The sequence below is a fragment of the Nocardia abscessus genome (assembly GCF_015477775.1).
Taxonomy (GTDB): Bacteria; Actinomycetota; Actinomycetes; order Mycobacteriales; family Mycobacteriaceae; genus Nocardia; species Nocardia abscessus_A.
This window is the reverse complement of the sequence record NZ_JADLQO010000003.1, coordinates 502,683-520,227: the sequence shown is the minus strand read 5'-3', so window position 1 is coordinate 520,227 and position 17,545 is coordinate 502,683. Positions and strand designations below refer to the sequence as shown.

Below are 17,545 nucleotides of genomic sequence, written 5' to 3'. Positions count from 1 at the left end.
GCCACCGACCTCTTCGACGAACCCACCATCCACACCCTCGGCCACCGCCTCCAACGCATCCTCACCACCATCGCCACCAACCCCCACACCCTCATCGGCGACATCGACATCCTCGACCAAGCCGAGCACCAACTCGTCACCGCCGTCGCCAAACCCGCCGCCCCGTCGCCATCGACCACGACCGCGGGAACCGCACTGACTCAGGCGCTGGTGGCCGCGGTCGAGGACGATCCCGATGCCCCCGCCATCGTGTCCGGCGACGAGGAACTGACCTACCACGACCTCGAGACCCGCTCGTCGCGGTTGGCGCGGGTGCTCATCGCACGCGGTTGCGGACCCGGCGCGGGTGTGGCGGTGCGGCTGGACCGCGGGATCGAAGCCGTCATCGCCACCTGGGCCGTACTCAAAGCAGGCGCCGCGGTGGTACCGGTCGACGCACTCGACGCGGCGCTGCCGGACGACCTGGAGATCAAGGTCGGTCTCACGGTGGGCAGCACCCGGTCCGGCGACGCACCCGACTGGCTCGCCCTCGACGACCCGGCCGTGGTCGCCGAGATCGCCGCCGAATCACCCCGCCCGGTCACCTACGCCCACCGCACAGGTGCGTTGCGCGGCAGCGATCCGGCGTTCGTCGGCGCGCAGACGATCAGCTACGACGATCTCGCCACCGCGGCCGAGGAACTTCGCACCCGCGCCGAACTCACCTACGAGTCCCAGATCCTGCACCACGGCGATCCGAAATCCTCGACGGCCCTGATCGAACTGGTCGCCTGCGGCACCGTCGGCGCGGCGATCGTCCTGGACGGCGACGGTGAAGTGCTGGAAGACGAATGCGTGACCGGTTGATCGTCGCCGCCCGGCCGCATCGGGATCGGAGGGATTCCGGTGCGGCCGCTCGATCGCGGTCACTCGCGCGCACAAAAGCGGGAGACCTCAGCTGAAGTGGACGATCGAGAGTGTCCCCGCGGCGAGGCAGTACACCGCGAACGGCAGCAGTGTGCGGGTCTGGAAGTACCGCTCCAGGAACCGCACTGCCAGCCACGACGACACCCCGGACACGATGGCGCCGACCAGCACCGGTCCCCCGGCGCCGTCGGTCTCCGGGCCGACCAGCTCCGGTATCTCCAGGATTCCCGCACCCAGAATCGCCGGAGTGGCCAGCAGGAAGGCGAATTTCGCCGCGTGCTCGTGCGCGAGACCACGCCACAAGCCGCCGACCATGGTCAGGCCCGCCCGGCTGAAACCGGTCAGCAGCGCGCCGACTTGAACGAAGCCGATGCCGAGGGCGTCCCCGGCGGACAGGGCGGCCAGCGGCCGGTCGGATTGGCGGCGAGTTTCCGCCGCGGCGGTGAGCGTGTCTCTTCGGGCCTCCTGCCGGGCGAACCGTCGACCGTATTCGGCCAGTGACGGCTCGTTCCGTCGGCGCAGTCCCTCACCGACGATCAGGACGACACCGTTCAGCGCAAGGAAGACCGCGGCGTAGATCGGCGTCCCGAACAGGGCGTGCAACGGATGTTCCAGCAGAACTCCGAGCACACCGACCGGAATGGTGGCGATGACGATCAGCCACGCCAGCCGCTGCGGAATGGTGTCGAGGCGCCGGGTTCGCAGCGTGGTGAAGAAGCCCGCGACGATGGCACACCAGTCCCGCCAGTAGTAGCCGAGCAGTGCCACCGCCGTCGCCACGTGCAACGCCACCACGAACGCCAGATACGGTGTGCCCGTACCGGACTCGTCCGCACCGGTCAGCTTCTCCCAATCGCCGCCGAGCCAACCCGCAACAAGCACGGAGTGGCCCAGGCTGGAGATCGGGAACAGTTCGGTGACACCCTGCACCGCACCGATGACAGCCGCCTGAAAATAGGTGAGCATCGTAGCGAGTCTCGCACGCGCACAACGGAACCGTTGACGAGCCTCCCGCACCGTCCGCGTGCGCTCGATTGCACCGCCCGAGCGGCTCTCGCCCCGTGCACATCCACACTGTGCCGTCAGTCCGACTTCGTCGTGCGCTCTGCCAGCAGCACACCTGCTGTTCCCACGTCCAGCACGACCCGCCCGGGGATCGTGCCGGCCGGAGCGGGGTACGGCGTACCTGCCGCGCGGTGAGTTTCAGGGCGTTGCCCTGCTTCAGGCGCGTACCCCGCTGGAATCGTCGAGCAAGTCGAGGGCGATGTCGACGATGAGGTCCTCTTGCCCGCCGACCAGTCCGCGGCGTCCCACCTCGAGCAGGATCGTCCGCACATCGATGCCGTAGCGCCGCGACGCCGCTTCGGCGTGCCGCAAGAAGGACGAGTAGACCCCGGCGTATCCGAGCGTGAGGGTTTCGCGGTCCACGCGCACCGGGCGATCCTGCAGCGGACGCACCAGATCGTCGGCGGCGTCCTGCAAAGCGAACAGATCGCAGTTGTGCTTCCAGCCGTACAGATCGGCGACAGCGACGAACGGTTCGAGCGGGCAGTTGCCCGCCCCGGCGCCGTGTCCGGCGAGCGATGCGTCGACCCGGGTGACGCCTTCTTCGACCGCGACAACGGAGTTGGCCACCGACAGGGAAAGATTCTCGTGCGCGTGGATGCCGATCTCGGTGCCCGGATCGAGCACCTGACGGTAGGCGCGGACGCGGACGCGGACACCGTCCATGGTCAACCGGCCGCCGGAATCGGTGACGTAGACACAATGCGCCCCAAACGATTCCATCAGTTTCGCTTGTTCGGCCAGGCGCGCCGGTTCGGCCATGTGCGACATCATCAAGAATCCGGAGACGTCCATGCCGAGTTCCCGTGCGGTGGCGATGTGCTGGGCGGACACATCGGCTTCGGTGCAGTGGGTGGCCACCCGCACCGACCGCACGCCCAGCCGGTAGGCCTGCTCCAGTTCTCTGATGGTGCCGATGCCGGGCAGCAACAGCGTGGTCAGCCGAGCGTGCGTGAGGTTGGCGGCAGCGGCTTCGATCCATTCCCAGTCGGTGTTGCTGCCCGGGCCGTAGTTCAAGCTGCCTCCGGCGAGGCCGTCACCGTGGGCGACCTCGATGCCGTCGACTCCCGCGGCGTCGAGCGCCGCCACGATCCGGCCGACGTCGCCGGGAGTGATGCGGTGGCGCACCGCGTGCATGCCGTCGCGCAGCGTGACGTCTTGGACGAACAGTTGTCGGGTCATCGGAGAGCTTCCTGTCCTGCCCGCGCCGCGGCGATCGGGTCGGCGATGGATTCGGCGTAGCGCACCGCGGCCGAGGTCATGATGTCGAGGTTGCCCGCGTATGCGGGCAGGTAGTGCGCGGCGCCTTCGACTTCGAGGAATACCGTCACCTGATGGGTGGGCGCGGCCACCGTGCCTGCGCCGAGCAAGGTGCGCACGGGTTGGTCCTGCGGCACGGCGGTGATCTGGACCTGTTGCTTGAGCCGGTAGCCGGGCACATAGGCGGCCACCTGCGTGACCATGCGCTCGACCGATTCCCGAATCGCCTCGTGGGTGGCCGAATCCGGGGCGGTGACCAGGCACAGCACCGTATCGCGCATGATCAGCGGCGGGTCCGCGGGATTGAGGATGATGACGGCCTTGCCGCGGCGGGCACCGCCGACCGTTTCGATCGCGTGCGCGGTTGTCTCGGTGAACTCATCGATATTGGCGCGGGTACCCGGTCCGGCGGATTTCGACGCGATGGACGCGACGATCTCGGCGTAGGGCACGGGGGCGACACGGGAGATGGCGGCGACGATCGGGATGGTCGCTTGCCCGCCGCAGGTGACCATGTTGACGTTGCGAGCGTGGCGGTGTTCGTCGAGGTTCACCGCCGGTACGACGAACGGGCCGAGGGCGGCCGGTGTCAGATCGATCAGGCGCTTGCCGAGCGGTTCGAGCACCGCGGCGTGGGCAGCGTGGGCCTTGGCGGAAGTCGCGTCGAAGACCACGTCGATTTCGTCGAAGTTCGGCAGCTCCAGCAAGCCTCGGATGCCGTCGGCCGTGGTCGGGACGCCGAGCCTGCGGGCGCGGGCGAGGCCGTCGGATGCCGGGTCGATGCCGACCATCGCGCCCATCTCCAGCACCTTCGAGTGCCGGATCACCTTGATCATCAGGTCGGTGCCGATGTTGCCCGATCCGATCACCGCGACGTTGAGCGCGGGGCTGTCGTTCATGGGTCTCACTCCTGAATGAAGGTCGCGGTCACCGAGCCGAGGCCGGTGATGTCCGCGGTGACGGTTCCTGGGCCCTCCATCGGGGCCATCGGTCCGAGCGCTCCGGAGAGCACGATCTGGCCTGCCCGCAGCGGACGGCCGAACTCCCGCGTGGTCCGTGCCAGCCAGGCCAGCGCGTGGAGCGGGTCGCCGAGACACGCGGCGCCGGTTCCGGTCGACACCTCGACGCCGCCGATCGCCATCCGCATCCGGACCGAAACGGGGTCGAAGGAATCGAGGGTGCGGCGCTCGGTCCCGAGGACGAACAGGCCGCTGGAGGCGTTGTCGGCGACGGTGTCACCGAACGTGATGTCCCAGCGCGCGATGCGGCTGTCGACGATCTCGAGCGCGGCCACGGCGTAGTCGACCGCGCCGCGAATCCGCTGCGCGTCGAGCGGGCCATCGGCCAGGTCCTCGGCCAGCACGAACGCGATCTCGGCTTCCACCTTCGGTTGCAGCAGTCTGCTCAGCGGCACGGGCGTGTCCTGCCGGTAGTGCATATCGTCGAACAACACTCCGAAATCCGGTTGGTCGACGCCGAGCTGCCGCTGCACGGCCGGGGAGGTCAAGCCGATCTTGCGGCCGACGATTTCGGCGCCCGCCGCGATGCGGTCGACGGTCAGCCGCTCCTGCACCTCGTACGCGGCGGCCACGTCGTCGGCGCCGATCAGATCGCGCACCGGGGCGCACGGGGTGCCGGAGCGGGCGGCGGCACTGAGCAGGTCGGCGGCAAGTGCAGTGGCGTCCACTGCGGCAGTGCGCCGTTCGAGGCCGGAAGGTGTTGGCATATGCAGTCCCGGAATTCGTGAGGAGGGTCGAGGCAGTGGTCTCACTGTCGCCGCGGGTGGGACGGGCCCGCCAGCATTACGTTCCACTGAGTCGAACGCTGCCGGTAGGGTGGGTGCGGAGCGAAAGGGCGGAGGGCGACGATGTCATCTGCGTCTGCCGGGCGCGCGGTAGACGGTTCGACCGTGCTGGGAAAGATCATGGCGGTGCTCGAGGCGTTCGCGATCGATGACAGCGCGTTGAGCCTGGCCGAGCTCGGGCGGCGGACCCGCATTCCGAAGGGAACCCTGCACCGGGTCCTCGCCGACATGGTGGCGGTGCGGCTGCTGGACCGCACCGAGGCCGGGTATCGGCTCGGGGGATATCTGTTCGAGCTGGGGATGCGCGCGTCGGTCGAGCGGAGTTTGCTCGAGGTGGCCATCCCGTTCCTCGAGGAGCTCAACGCGCGCATCCACGAGACCGTGCATCTGGGCGTTCTCGACGGCACGGATGTGGTGTACCTGACGAAGATCGGCGGACGCAGGCAGGCCAGCGCCCCGTCCCGGATCGGGGGCCGGATGCCGGTGCACTGCACGGCCATCGGCAAGGTGCTGCTGGCCAACGCCGATGCCGCGCTCCGCGACCAGGTACTGGCCGGACCGCTTCGTCGCTACACTCCGCGCACGATGATCCTGCCGGGCACGCTGCGCAACCAGCTCGATCGGATCGCGGCCGAGGGCGTGGCGTTCGAATTCGAGGAATCGGCTCCCGGTCTCGTATGCGTGGCCGCCCCCGTCCGCGAGGCGGACCAGGTGGTGGCCGCGATCAGCGTGGCAGGCCCGTCCCACCGGTTCCACCCCGATGCCCACGCGGCGTCGGTCCGCGCGGCAGCCGATGGGATCGGTCTCACCCTCGCCCGGCGGACCCGGCTGTTGACCACACCCACCGCCTGAGGAATTCGCCCGACCACTGGGGTCGGCGCGCCAGCGGCCAAGGGGCGGATGCGCGGAAAGACCCGCTCGGCGGGCGGGTGTCCCCAGCGAACGCCGCCGGGATCCTCCCCACTACCTACTCCGCCGGTGCTACCGGCGGCTCGCCGGACCAGGTCCGCACACCATACCGTCGCGGTCCGTCGCTGAATCTTTGCCTGCTTCGCCTGACGCGAACAGGAAATCACACGCAGGCAGGGGGTATGCATACAGACCTTGCAGTTCGCTGGGGGTTCCCAGGAGATATATCCATCTGTTACATTACCGATGCGGAGCCTATATAAACGGGTGCTGCTCCTCGTCCGGACGACAACGCGGTCACCGGACATCCGCCCCCGACAACGACGTCGGAAGGCCGACAACGCCGTCGACCGCGCAACGGATTCGCACCCGCCGGATCACCGTTCCAGCCCGTCCTCCGTGACATCGCTTGCCAACAGCTCGATCGACCGGTCATCGGAAAGCCGTCCCGATGCCCCAGCCGTGTCGAGCTGCGCGGCACGGGCGAGGCTGGAACAATCCGGGGCGACCGCCGACCGATCGGATATTGAGCCAGAGGAAACCCATCGACATGCCGATCAAGTTCTTGAGCGGGCTCGATTTGATCGCCGCGCTCGACGTGCGCAATGTCGAAGCCCATCTCGCCGATGCCGTCGAGAGCTGCACGGCATGCGCGACCACCTCCCGGCCAGGAGCGGGGTGCCCCGCAGGCATCGCCGCCCGGCTCCGCACCGACGCCGCAGGTGACACGGCACCGTCCGCACTGACGGCGATCGAGATCATCGACAAACTCCTCGCGCTGCACCGTTCACCGGAGCCCGAAGGTTCCGGCGCGTAGCGCGCGCCCGGTCCGTCTCCGGCGAGGTCCAGCTCGATCCCCCGTCACACCGGCCGAGCAGCGCACTGCGGGTGAGAGGGATGGAATCAACCGCGTGTCACGGTTTGGGTTCGGGGAATCGGTGGCCCATCACATCCGCCCACCAGGCGCTCGTAGAGCTGGACTCCGGCCAGATGATCCGGTCCGGGTCTTCGTCGTCGGTGATGGGCACGTTCGCGTTCTCGATCACAATGCATTCCTCTGCGCCGTAAAGCCTCGAGAGAGAGGCACCTCGTTCTCGTGCGGCGCGAAACATGGCGCGCCGTCATTCGAGCAGCAGGGGTGCCCCGATGGGTACCGGCACGACCGCGCTGTCGAGCCGATACGTGCGCCGAATACCACGCACGGCCGCAAACAAACCGTTCTTTCGGTACCTGGTTCGCGGAGCTGCCGTGCGGTTCTCGGTCGCCCGGCTTCGTGTGCGGGCCCGGACGGCTGTGTCTACGCCTGCTCCGGAGACTCGACGGAGACCGGCTCGTCGCGGACCCACGCATCGGTCTGGGTGAGCCAGAACAGGTAGCCCAGAGCGGGTAGCACGGTGACCGCGGCGACGGCGACGACGGCGAGCAGTCCGAGCAGTGTCGCTCGGGCACCCGCGGCGTCGGCGATGAGCATCCGGTCCACGAGGATCCACGGCGTCTGCGCGACCGCCCACCCGATGACGATCGCGGCGACCGCGACCGCCGCGGGGACCCGCGCCCACCCGTAGCGTCGGCGATACACCAGCACCAGGGTGAGCACGCCCGCGGCGGCCGAGAGCGCGATCAGGGGTAGAGCGCGCCCGAGAAGTCCGGCACCGAGGGTCGGTGCGTCGTGGCGGATGGGTGCGATCGCCGCGATCGCGACCGCACCGGTCACGCCGCCGACGATCAGCGTGCGAGGCCGCAGGTAGTCGGCGAGCGCGTAATCGCCCGACCGCGCGGCGTCGGCGGTGAGGAAGACCCCCGCCAGGAAGGCGGACGTTCCCACGGCCAGTGTGCCGCCCAGGAGAGAGGTCGGATTCAGCCACGACCGCACCACGTCGCCGTAACCCTCGGCGGGCACCCGGCCGGAGGCGATCGCGCCGACGGCGGTCCCGAAGAAGAACGGCGTGATGAGCGACGCGCCGGCGAACAGGGCGCCGAACAGGCGCGCCTGGCCCAGCGTCGCGGAGTACTTGCGGAATGCGAAGTTCGCCCCGCGCAACACGATTCCGAGCAGGGCCAGGCTCATCGGAATGAACAGGGTGGTCATGACGGCCGCGAACACCGTCGGGTAGGCCGTCCAGAGGAACACCAGGATATAGATCAGCCAGACGTGATTGGCTTCCCACACCGGGCCGATGCTGTGGTCGATGAGCACTCGCAGGCGGCTGCCGCGCCGGGGGCCGCCCGCGGTCAGGTCCCAGAAGCCGGAGCCGAAGTCCGCGCCACCGAACAGCGCGTACAGCACCACTCCGGTGAACATCGCCGTCGCGACCACGTCCGAGAGATCCATCGGTCACGGCTTTCCGACGCTGCGGGCGCGCTGCGCCTGGTCGACCGGCGATGCTCCGGGCCCGTAGGGGGCGGTGATGGTCGCGGCGCCGGCGCGCCAGCGGCGGGCCATGGAACGCAGGACGACGATCGCACCCACCGTCATCCCGGCGTACACCAGCAACACGCTGATATAGCTCCACCACAGGCCGCTGCTCGAGCTGGCGGCGTCGGTAGTGCGCAGCACCTGCCACACCGTCCACGGCTGGCGGCCCACCTCGGTGGCGATCCAGCCGCATTCGAGCGCGAGAACCGCCAAGGGCCCGGCGGCGACCACCGCCCGCAGGAACCAGCGCGAGTCCAGTGGGTCGCGCCGCCGCCAGCGCAGCAACCAGAAGACGATCACCATGAGCGCGAGCAGGGTGCCGATCACCACCATGGTCTGGAAGGCGAGGTGGGTGATGTTGACCGGTGGCCGGTCCGCGAGAGGGACCGAGTCCAGACCGGGAACAGGGGCGGTCAGCGAGTTGCGGGCGATGATGGACCCCAGGCGGGGAATCTCGAGCGCTCCCCTGATTTCACCGTCGATCAGCACGCCGCCCAGCCGCAGCGGAGCGGGCCCTTCGGTGGTGGTGGCCAGTTCGAACGCGGCCAACTTCGACGGTTGCGTATCGTGCACCCGCATCCCGAGAACGTGCCCGATGAGAGGTTGCGCGAGCGCGGCGACCGTGGCGAAGACGAAGGGGACCGTGAAACCCAGCCGGTGGTGGTCGTCGCGGCGTCCCCGCAGCAGACCGGCAGCGTAGACACCGGCCACCAGGAATCCGACGAGCATGAACGCCCCGACCCACATGTGCGCGAACTGGAGGTAGACGCCGCCGTTGAACATCGCCCGCCACGGATCGACATCGGTCACCTCGCCGTCGACGAGCCGGAATCCGGTCGGATTGTTCATCCACGCGTTGACGCTGATCACACAGAACGTGCCGACCACCCCCGCGACGCCCATCGGGACCAGCATCGCGAGGTGTCGGCGCGGCGGCATGCGACCCCATCCGTAGAGGTAGATGCCCAGGAAGATCGCTTCGATGAAGAAGGAAAGTCCTTCGAAGGCGAACGGCAAGCCCAGCACGTCGCCGTAGCGGCCCATCAGCCCCGGCCACAGCAAGCCCATTTCGAAACTGAGCACCGTTCCGGAGACCGCGCCGATGGCGAACAGGATCGCCGACACCGTCGCCCACCGCTTGGCCAGCCCCAGGGCGACCGGGTCGTCGCGAACGATGCCGCGACGATGCACGACGTAGATCATGGCGGGAAACGCCACCCCGAAACAGGCCAGCACGATGTGCCACCCCAGGGAAAACGCCATCTGCTGGCGCGCGGGCAGCAAACCTGGCGGCTCCGCTGCCGACGCTTGGTAGAGCGCGACGAGCGTGCTCGACACCATGCCAGCCCCTTCCCGCGATCGCCGGAGCCGGAGCCTGCGCACTCCGGCCTCTCGCGTGGTATCCCCCGTTTGCACCGCACCAACCAGGCAAGTCGCCCAGGATCAGGCAGCGGCCGGTCGCGCCCAGCGGTCCCGGTCGTGGGCAGGATCGGGCGGCCCGTGTTCGTGGTTGATGCACAGCGGACGATGGCCGGGCACCCGCGGTGAGCGACACGGCACTGCTGCCCGGTTACCACCTGCGCTACCGAAGCAGTCCGGCGGGTCAGGCTCCCGAAGTGGTGCGCCAAGCGTCGCGTTCGCGGATGTTCAGGACGAGACCGGCGATGTTCCACGCGTCGTCCGCACCGCAGTGGTGACGGCCCTCCAGGGGCAGCCCGGCGATGTGCAGCGCCCCGGCCATCCCCTGACGGCGATTCAATCCGTAGGCCTCTGAAAATACCTGCTTGGCATTCGTATGCCACTGCCCGAAGGGATATTCGACGCCGGTGGCGGCGCACTGCCGTTCGAACTGTTTGCGGTCGTAGTCACCCCAGCTCGCCCACGGCCGCAGCCCGGCCGAGTGCTCGCGCGCCAGCAGGCGGCACGCATCCACGAACTCCATGCCGGTGTCGACCTCTTCCTGCGTGAGTCCGGTGAGTTCGGTACAGAACGCGCTGACCGTCGATCGCGCAGGCCGAACCAGGATACGGTGCTTGGCGATCCGCTCCCCCGCGTCCAAGTCGACCACGGTCAGTCCGATCTCGATGATCTCACTGACCGCACCCGCGGGAACCTTCCCTTCCCAGCAGGTCGCCTCGACATCGACCACATTCAGCAGCCCGGAAAACTCGTTCACACGCTGAGAGTATGGACCGGAGCAAGGAGCGCTCAAACCGTTTTCGGGTTCGGAATGCGTGCCGGACATACCCGCGGCGCTCACCGCCGCACCGTCATTTCCGTCCGAATCCGCCGAGCCGCCGGACTCGTACGGTCACCAGGTCAAGACGGGTTTGACGACCGTGCCCTCGCGCTGCTGTGCGAGCGCGAGGTTGATGTCGGTGTGCGGGTATGTGGTGATGAGCCGATCGATCGGGAAACGGCCGGCGGCATGCAAGTCCAGCAGGTGGGGGATGAAGGTCGCGGGCACCGCGTCGCCTTCGAGGCAGCCGCGGATCACCTTGCCGCCCAGGACGATATCGCGCAGGTCGATCGGAGGGACTCCGGCACCGAGACCGACCGCGACCACGGTGCCGCCGATCGCGAGTCCGGCGGCCGCCGCGGCGAGCACCTTCGCCGATCCCGTGGTGTCGAGTGCATGGGTCGCCCCGCCGTCGGTCAGCTTGCGAACTGCGGGCACGATGTCGTCGGCCGCCGGATCGAGGGCAGCGGTGGCGCCGAGTTCCAGTGCCAACGCCCGCCGGAACGGCGACGGCTCGATCACGACCACTTCGGCGACCTCGCATGTCAGCGCCGCCAGCACACCGGCCATGCCGACCGCGCCCGCGCCGTAGACCGCGACCCGGGCATCCCGGTCCGGCCGCAACACATTGAGCACCGCTCCGGCGCCGGTCAGGAACCCGCAGCCCAACGGAGCCACCACCGCCGGATCGACCTCGGTGTCCACGACCACCGTGTTGTCGACCGTGCTCAACGCGTACGCGGCGAAGCTCGACTGGCCGAAGAACCCGTCCCGCACCGGCGTGCCCGCGACGGTGACCCGGCGCGTCCGGTCCGCCCGGGCGCCGAACTGGTTGAGTTCCACCGCGCGCACGCAATAGGCCGGGCGAGCGGCTCGGCAGTTCCGGCACGTTCCGCAGTGCCGGAAGGTCAGCACGACACGGTCCCCGGGCCGCACACCGGTCACCGCCGCGCCGACGGTCTCCACCACTCCGGCGCCCTCGTGTCCGAGCAGCACGGGATGGTCGGCGCCCCCTGCCGCACGGGTGACCAGGTCGGTGTGGCAGATGCCGGTGGCCTGCACCCGCACCAGGATCTCGTCGTCGCGGGGCTCATCGATGTCGACGGCTTCGACGGTGAACGGCGCGGCGGGATCGCGGGAGAGCACCGCGGTGGTGGTCACCATCGCTCAGATCCGCTCGAGCAGGAAGTAGAAGTGCTCACCACCGACCAGCACCACATCGGGGCGGCCGTTCATGATGCCCATCAGCGTGTTGTCGTCGAGCCACTTGAAGTGGTCGAAGACCGGGCGGCTGTCGTAGACCATGGTGGCGGTCACCTCGCCCCGGAATTCGATGTTCCACAGCGTCGCTTCCCCGCCACCGCCGAGTTCGACATTGGAGAACAGCGACCCGTCCTCGGCGCGGCAGATCAACGGCTTCGCATCGAGCAGGGCGTGAAAGGTTTTGCCGTACCAGCGATTCACCGACAGCGCTTTGCGCAGCGGATGCTCGGTCGGGAACGCGGCCCCCTTCCACTCGCCCAGGATGTCCTCGGCACGCGCGACCGGCAACTCGGCCCACAGCGCGTCCAGCTCGGCCGCCGACACCGTCTCCCGCTCGGCGAGATCGCGCCAGCCATTCCCCACGGAGCCCATATCCATCCTCGTTCCCGATGTGGTTCCAGAACCTTTTGGTTCGGAAACTCTATATCCGAACCAAAAGGTTCGGCAAGATAGGATGCCGCCATGCGCGCAGCAGGTCAGGCCACCCGCGAACGGATCCTCGTCGCCGCGAAGGCGGAGTTCGCCCGGTACGGCATCGCCGGTGCGCGCATCAACCGGATCGCCGAGGCGGCCAAAGCGAGCAAAGACCGGCTCTACGCGTATTTCGCAGGCAAGGACGAGCTCTATGCGGCGGTCACCGAGGAATGGGTCACCCAAACGACCGCCGAAACCGCCCTCGACGCCGCCGACCTGCCCGGTTACGTGGGCAGGCTGTTCGATCACTACATCGCACACCCCGACAACGCCCGGCTGCAGGCCTGGGCCGAGATCGAACAGACCCACATTCCCGCCGCCGAAGACGCCATCCGCCGCATCATCGCGGGAAAGCTCGCCGAAATCCGCCATGGACAGGACCGGGGCTTGATCACGTCGGCGTTCCAGCCCATCACCCTGATCGTCATGCTGACCGATCTCGCCCGCACGGCGGCCATGCACGCCACCCGCACCGACCACCACAACATCACCGAACGCCGTGCCGCCACCGTACTCGCCGCCCACCGACTGGTCAGCCCGGACGCGCACCGCACCGCTGACCGTCGCTGACTTCCCAGGGGCTTGCCGACTCGACCCACAAGGTGGTGGGCTAGTAGAGCGTCACATCACGCACGCCCGTACCGCTCGCAGCGTTGAAGGAAGGCGGTCCAGCAGGTAAATCGCGCGGATGCCCGGCTGGAGTGGGGCCGAGACGACGATGGAGCAACGCATGGACGAGATCGAACGCGCACCGCGGCTCACGGCGTTCCCGCGCATCGATGACTACGGGTTCATCTCCGATTGCGAAGTCACCGCCCTCATCGCACCGAGCGGGGCCATCGAGTGGATGTGTCTGCCGAGGATGGACTCCCCCAGTGTCTTCGCGGCGATACTCGATCGCTCCGCAGGCTCGTTCCGGTTCGCCCCTGCCGACTTCATGGTGCCCACCGACCGTCGCTACATCCCCGGCACCATGGTCATGGAGACGAGCTGGCGCAGCGGCGACGGGTGGGCGACGGTGCGGGACGTCTTGCTGGTCGGGCCGTGGCGGCACCAGACACCGGGACGCAGCGCCCATCGGCGCACCCCCACGGACTACGACGCCGAGCACATCCTGCTGCGGACGGTGCACTGCGAGACCGGACAGATCCATTTCAACCTCGATTGTCAACCGGCCTTCGACTACGGCAGGTATCGCGCGCGGTGGGACTACCTGGGCAGCTACTACCTCGCACAGGCCAGCGCCGAGGGAACCGACCTGCAACTGACGTTGAGCACCGACATGCGGTTGGGGCTGGAAGGTACGCATGCGGTCGCCCGCACCCTGCTGAAGACGGGCGACACCCGCTTCTGCGCGCTGTCCTGGGGCACGCGCGACGCTCCCAGCGACGTCGACGAGGCCGAAGAGCGCCTGCTGCGGACGATTCATCATTGGCGGCACTGGCTGGCCGGCGGGCGCTTTCCGGACCATCCGTGGACCGCGGAACTCACCCGCAGCGCACTGACCCTGAAGGGACTGACCTTCGCACCGACCGGCGCGGTCGCCGCCGCCGCGACCACATCGCTGCCCGAGACCCCCGGTGGACAACGCAATTGGGACTACCGCTACTCGTGGATCCGCGACTCCGCCTTCGCGTTGTGGGGCCTGTACACCCTGGGCTTCAGCTGGGAGGCGAACGACTTCTTCTCCTACATCCTCGACTTGACCGAGGAAGCCAGGGACATGCAGATCGTCTACGGCATCGGGGGCGAAACCGACCTCACCGAACACACCCTCCCCCACCTGCGCGGGTACGACAACGCGGGCCCGGTGCGCATCGGCAACGGCGCGTTCCGGCAACGCCAGCACGACGTATGGGGTGCGGCGCTGGACGCGGTCTACCTCTACGCCCGTCACCAGGATCAAATCGATGCACGCGCCTGGCCGCTGCTGGGCCGCGCGGTCAAGAGCGCCCTCACCTACTGGCGCGAACCAGACCACGGCATCTGGGAGGTTCGCGGGCAGCCCCAGCACTTCACCTCCAGCAAAGTCATGTGCTGGGTCGCCGCCGATCGCGGGGCCCGGCTGGCGCGCATCCACCAGGATTTCGACCGCGCGCACCGCTGGCAACGGGCCGCCGACGAAATCCACGCCGACATCTGCGCACACGCGGTCGACTCTCGCCGGGTGTTCACCCAGTACTACGGCAGCACGGCGCTGGACGCTTCGACCCTGCTCATCCCCCTGGTCCGATTCCTGCCGCCGGACGACGACCGGGTGCGCAACACCGTGCTGGCCATCGCCGAGGAACTGACCGAAGACGGCCTCGTCTTGCGATACCGCGTCGGCGAGACCGACGACGGCTGCGCCGGGGAGGAAGGCGCCTTCACGATCTGCTCGTTCTGGCTGGTCTCGGCGCTGTCGGAGATCGGCGAAAAGAAACGAGCCAAACAGCTGTGCGAGAAACTACTCGGCTACGCCAGCCCCCTCGGCCTCTACGCCGAGGAGATCGATCCCCGAACCGGACGGCACTGGGGCAACTACCCCCAGGCGTTCACCCACCTCGCCCTGATCAACGCCGTGATGCACGTCATCCAGGACGAGCAGGCGATCCTGCGGCAGGCACTCGGCGGCGAGTCGATCGCCCCACGACTCGACGACGCACCACTCACCCGGGGATACATCCACCGGTGACGAAAACCGCTGCCGGTCAACAATGGACAGTCTTCCGTGCCGCCGCGAGGACGAAGTCAGTACTATCACGTCCGACTGTTAACAGGACTAAGGATTTCATTGAAGGGCTCGACGATAGCGATGCTCGGCATCGCTGCGACCGCGGCGTTCGGCATGACCAGCGCCCCCGCGACCGCTGACCCGGTAGCGGACAAATCTCGCGTCATCGACACCGAGGACGGCTGGGAGCTGCGGATCAGCAAGACCGCGGAAGACGTTCAACGCGTGCCCAATCTGGCCGCCACCCCGTTCACCCGGGAAGGGTTCGTCACGTTGTCGGCGGCGGCCGATATCGGTGGCGAAGGCCGGGAGCCCGTGAACTCGGGGACGTTACAGCTGGGCTATCAGATCGGTTGCCAAGCCGATGTCTCCAACGGCCTCACGGTGGGCCTGTCCGCGGCGATCGGCCCGAACGCCATGGTGACCGTCGCTCCCTCGCCCGGCCTCGCGGTCGGTGGCAGCGCGCTGGCGCTGCCGAACATGTCGACGACCATCAAGCCCGGCACCATCAGCAGCATCACGTTCGGCACGAAAGCGCTCGCGGGCGCGCACGGCTCGATCTCCGTCGATCAGATACAGATCAAGATCGATGCGTGTGCGGGCGCGGTCAGCCTGCGTTCGTTCGCGATCGTGTCGATTTCCACGGCCACGGCGGACAATTCGGTCGCCGTCTACGGTGACCCGATATGGCTGTGATCCAGGCGCGGGCATGGCGGCGTTGGATCGCGCCGGCCGGTGTGTCGGTGTCACTGATCATCGCCGCCGCGACCGCCTCCGCCGACCCCATCGTTCCGGCCGGTCCACCGCCGAGCTGCGGAGAGACACCGAGCGGGCCCGCATCTGCCGCGTGCGGCGCCGACAAGCCCGGGTCCCGCGGGCCCGCGGCGCCGCCACCGGCTCTGCCGTTGCAGATGCTGGCGCCCCCGCCCGCGCGTTCGGCGCCCAGCGCCAATACGCCCGCCGGCGCGCTGGTTCCGCCCACGCCAGGGCCGGGCAGCGGCACACCGATCGTGCCGGCCAGGTAGACGAGTCGGGGGCGGCAATTCGCCTCCGCTACTCGGCCGAGCAGAACGGTCGGCCGCCTCGATCACGCGCGGATCGGGCCGCCACAGGTCGCTGTCGAACTTCGGCCGTTTGCCGGTGATGATCGGCCCTGGCTTTCGACCATCGGTTGCGACCGTTGTCGGCGGCCGCCTCGAATCTACGAATCGACCCGCCTATAGCCGAAACCGCCCGGCCGCGTTTCGCGCGAGGATCACTCCCGCTCAGCGGGGGTCGAGTGAGGTTCGTTCGGTACCAGGCGATGTCGGCCCCGCCGCGCTCTCCGGCCGATCGTCCTGCCGCGCCGCCCAGATGACCAGTACCCCGGCGACGGCACCGACGAAGTACGGCGACGGCACCAGAAGGACGCCACCCAGCACACACCACACCGCCAGGCCCCAGCCGAACCAGGCGGGCACGGCCACGCCGTGGCCGGCAAGGCGCCAGATCAGGAGACCCAAGAGGATCAGCGGCACGGCGAAGCTCCCCGGCCCGGCCCAGAAGGTGACCTTGTTCTGCAGCGACTCCACCGTCTGCGCGCCGGAAAGCTCGAGCGGGACCGCAGCCCAGAGCCCCCGATCCACCCAGCCGGTGATCTCCTCCCAAGAGGCGAGCGCCAGCAGAATCAGGTGCCCTGTGCCCAGCACGAGCATGATTCCGGCCGCCCAGCGGAGCAATCGCTTCGTGGAGTTCATCGTGACCTTCCGGTTCCTATGCCGCCCCGGCTCTCTCGCACTTTCGCCGGGCACGGTGCCGCTCTTTTATACGGTGCCGTACAGTTCATCTGTACGGTAGCGTATGAATACGGCGCGATCAATGGAGGTGACCCGATTCCCGCCATACCCCGCACGACACGAGCCCGCTGGATCGAGGCCGGACTCGAAGCCTTGGCCCGGGGAGGGCCCGACGCTGTCCGCGTCGAAACGCTCGCCGCCGAGCTCGGCGTCACGAAAGGCGGGTTCTACGGGCACTTCGACGGCCGCCCCGCGCTGCTCGCCGAAATGCTCGACGAATGGGAACGGCGCTGCACGACCGAAGTCATCGCCCAGGCCGACGCCGAAGGCGCCGATGCCGCCGACCGGATCCGCCGCGCGGGACGCCTGACCTTCGCCGAGGACCTGCACCGGATCGATCTCGCGGTACGGGCCTGGGCCCGCCACGACGAGTCCGTCGCCGCTCGCCTGCGGCGGATGGACAACGAGCGGATGGCGTTCCTGCGCAAGATGTTCGGGGCCTTCCTCACCGACCTCGACGAGATCGAGGCACGCAGCACGCTGACCTTCGCCCTCGCGATCGGCCGCCACTTCATCGTCGCCGACCACCCTGGGTACACCACGCGCGAAGCCATCCAGCTCGCCGGAGAACACCTTCTGCGGCCGCCGCCACAGTGAACATCACCGAGTCGATCCAACGCTGCGAACCGGAACGGCGCCGCCTGCTTCCTCGAGGCAGGCG

The 17,545-nt window shown here is 68.5% G+C and carries 19 protein-coding genes; 8 read left to right on the top strand and 11 right to left on the bottom strand.

The window, feature by feature from the left end:
* Positions 1-846 (top strand): AMP-binding protein (locus tag IU450_RS12930; RefSeq protein ID WP_195150005.1); only part of this gene is annotated, 846 nt, incomplete at its 5' end.
* A gap of 87 nt (positions 847-933) precedes the next feature.
* On the opposite strand, the gene IU450_RS12925 is transcribed toward IU450_RS12930, so the two are convergent.
* The 4 genes from IU450_RS12925 to IU450_RS12910 all read right to left on the bottom strand — a co-directional run bounded on the left by IU450_RS12925 (position 934) and on the right by IU450_RS12910 (position 4,957).
* A complete protein-coding gene (locus IU450_RS12925) occupies positions 934-1,872 on the bottom strand; it encodes an undecaprenyl-diphosphate phosphatase (RefSeq protein WP_195150004.1) in 939 nt (312 codons plus the stop codon).
* A gap of 255 nt (positions 1,873-2,127) precedes the next feature.
* Entirely contained in the window at positions 2,128-3,153 is a 1,026-nt protein-coding gene (dmpG, locus tag IU450_RS12920) for a 4-hydroxy-2-oxovalerate aldolase (RefSeq protein WP_195150003.1), read from the bottom strand.
* Positions 3,150-4,130 carry an acetaldehyde dehydrogenase (acetylating) gene (locus IU450_RS12915; RefSeq protein ID WP_195150002.1) on the bottom strand — a complete coding sequence of 327 codons (981 nt, stop codon included), beginning with the start codon at positions 4,128-4,130 and terminating at the stop codon, positions 3,150-3,152. Before IU450_RS12915 ends, dmpG begins: the two co-directional genes overlap by 4 nt.
* A gap of 5 nt (positions 4,131-4,135) precedes the next feature.
* Positions 4,136-4,957 (bottom strand): 2-keto-4-pentenoate hydratase, encoded by an 822-nt coding sequence (locus IU450_RS12910; protein ID WP_195150001.1) that lies wholly within the window; start codon positions 4,955-4,957, stop codon positions 4,136-4,138.
* 141 nt (positions 4,958-5,098) lie between these two features.
* Here IU450_RS12910 and IU450_RS12905 point away from each other — a divergent pair, with 141 nt between their 5' ends.
* Positions 5,099-5,887, top strand: coding sequence for an IclR family transcriptional regulator (locus IU450_RS12905; RefSeq protein ID WP_195150000.1), 789 nt, complete (start codon positions 5,099-5,101; stop codon positions 5,885-5,887).
* A 607-nt stretch (positions 5,888-6,494) separates the two neighbouring features.
* Positions 6,495-6,761 (top strand): hypothetical protein, encoded by a 267-nt coding sequence (locus tag IU450_RS12900; protein ID WP_195149999.1) that lies wholly within the window; start codon positions 6,495-6,497, stop codon positions 6,759-6,761.
* Positions 6,762-6,858: 97 nt separating this feature from the next.
* Here the strand turns inward: IU450_RS12900 and IU450_RS40555 are convergent, their stop codons facing one another.
* From IU450_RS40555 to IU450_RS12875, 6 genes are all read right to left on the bottom strand, one after another.
* Complete coding sequence (locus IU450_RS40555) at positions 6,859-6,990, bottom strand: hypothetical protein (protein ID WP_267470541.1); 132 nt, start codon at positions 6,988-6,990, stop codon at positions 6,859-6,861.
* A gap of 251 nt (positions 6,991-7,241) precedes the next feature.
* Entirely contained in the window at positions 7,242-8,276 is a 1,035-nt protein-coding gene (locus IU450_RS12895; protein WP_195149998.1) for a cytochrome d ubiquinol oxidase subunit II, read from the bottom strand.
* A 3-nt stretch (positions 8,277-8,279) separates the two neighbouring features.
* Positions 8,280-9,701, bottom strand: coding sequence for a cytochrome ubiquinol oxidase subunit I (locus tag IU450_RS12890; protein WP_195149997.1), 1,422 nt, complete (start codon positions 9,699-9,701; stop codon positions 8,280-8,282).
* Between the two features lie 262 nt (positions 9,702-9,963).
* Positions 9,964-10,536 (bottom strand): 3'-5' exonuclease, encoded by a 573-nt coding sequence (locus tag IU450_RS12885; protein WP_324197650.1) that lies wholly within the window; start codon positions 10,534-10,536, stop codon positions 9,964-9,966.
* A gap of 135 nt (positions 10,537-10,671) precedes the next feature.
* On the bottom strand, positions 10,672-11,760 hold the full coding sequence (locus IU450_RS12880; RefSeq protein WP_195150053.1) for an NAD(P)-dependent alcohol dehydrogenase: 1,089 nt from the start codon (positions 11,758-11,760) through the stop codon (positions 10,672-10,674).
* Between the two features lie 6 nt (positions 11,761-11,766).
* Positions 11,767-12,240, bottom strand: a complete 474-nt coding sequence (locus tag IU450_RS12875) for a DUF4334 domain-containing protein (RefSeq protein ID WP_195149996.1) — start codon at positions 12,238-12,240, stop codon at positions 11,767-11,769.
* A gap of 84 nt (positions 12,241-12,324) precedes the next feature.
* On the opposite strand from IU450_RS12875, the gene IU450_RS12870 reads away from it, so the two are divergent.
* The 4 genes from IU450_RS12870 to IU450_RS12855 all read left to right on the top strand — a co-directional run bounded on the left by IU450_RS12870 (position 12,325) and on the right by IU450_RS12855 (position 16,074).
* Complete coding sequence (locus IU450_RS12870) at positions 12,325-12,906, top strand: TetR family transcriptional regulator (protein WP_195149995.1); 582 nt, start codon at positions 12,325-12,327, stop codon at positions 12,904-12,906.
* A 148-nt stretch (positions 12,907-13,054) separates the two neighbouring features.
* The gene (locus IU450_RS12865) at positions 13,055-15,010 is read left to right on the top strand and encodes a glycoside hydrolase family 15 protein (protein WP_416382862.1); all 1,956 of its coding nucleotides are present in this window, start codon (positions 13,055-13,057) and stop codon (positions 15,008-15,010) included.
* A gap of 99 nt (positions 15,011-15,109) precedes the next feature.
* A complete protein-coding gene (locus IU450_RS12860) occupies positions 15,110-15,745 on the top strand; it encodes an MspA family porin (protein WP_228820785.1) in 636 nt (211 codons plus the stop codon).
* Positions 15,736-16,074: a hypothetical protein gene (locus tag IU450_RS12855; RefSeq protein ID WP_195149993.1), complete on the top strand. Its 339-nt coding sequence runs from the start codon at positions 15,736-15,738 to the stop codon at positions 16,072-16,074. The genes IU450_RS12860 and IU450_RS12855 overlap by 10 nt, the downstream gene beginning before the upstream one ends.
* Before the next feature lie 240 nt (positions 16,075-16,314).
* Here the strand turns inward: IU450_RS12855 and IU450_RS12850 are convergent, their stop codons facing one another.
* A complete protein-coding gene (locus IU450_RS12850; protein WP_195149992.1) occupies positions 16,315-16,785 on the bottom strand; it encodes a DUF6463 family protein in 471 nt (156 codons plus the stop codon).
* A gap of 18 nt (positions 16,786-16,803) precedes the next feature.
* On the opposite strand from IU450_RS12850, the gene IU450_RS12845 reads away from it, so the two are divergent.
* A complete protein-coding gene (locus tag IU450_RS12845; RefSeq protein ID WP_195149991.1) occupies positions 16,804-17,481 on the top strand; it encodes a TetR/AcrR family transcriptional regulator in 678 nt (225 codons plus the stop codon).
* Positions 17,482-17,545 lie beyond the last annotated feature (64 nt).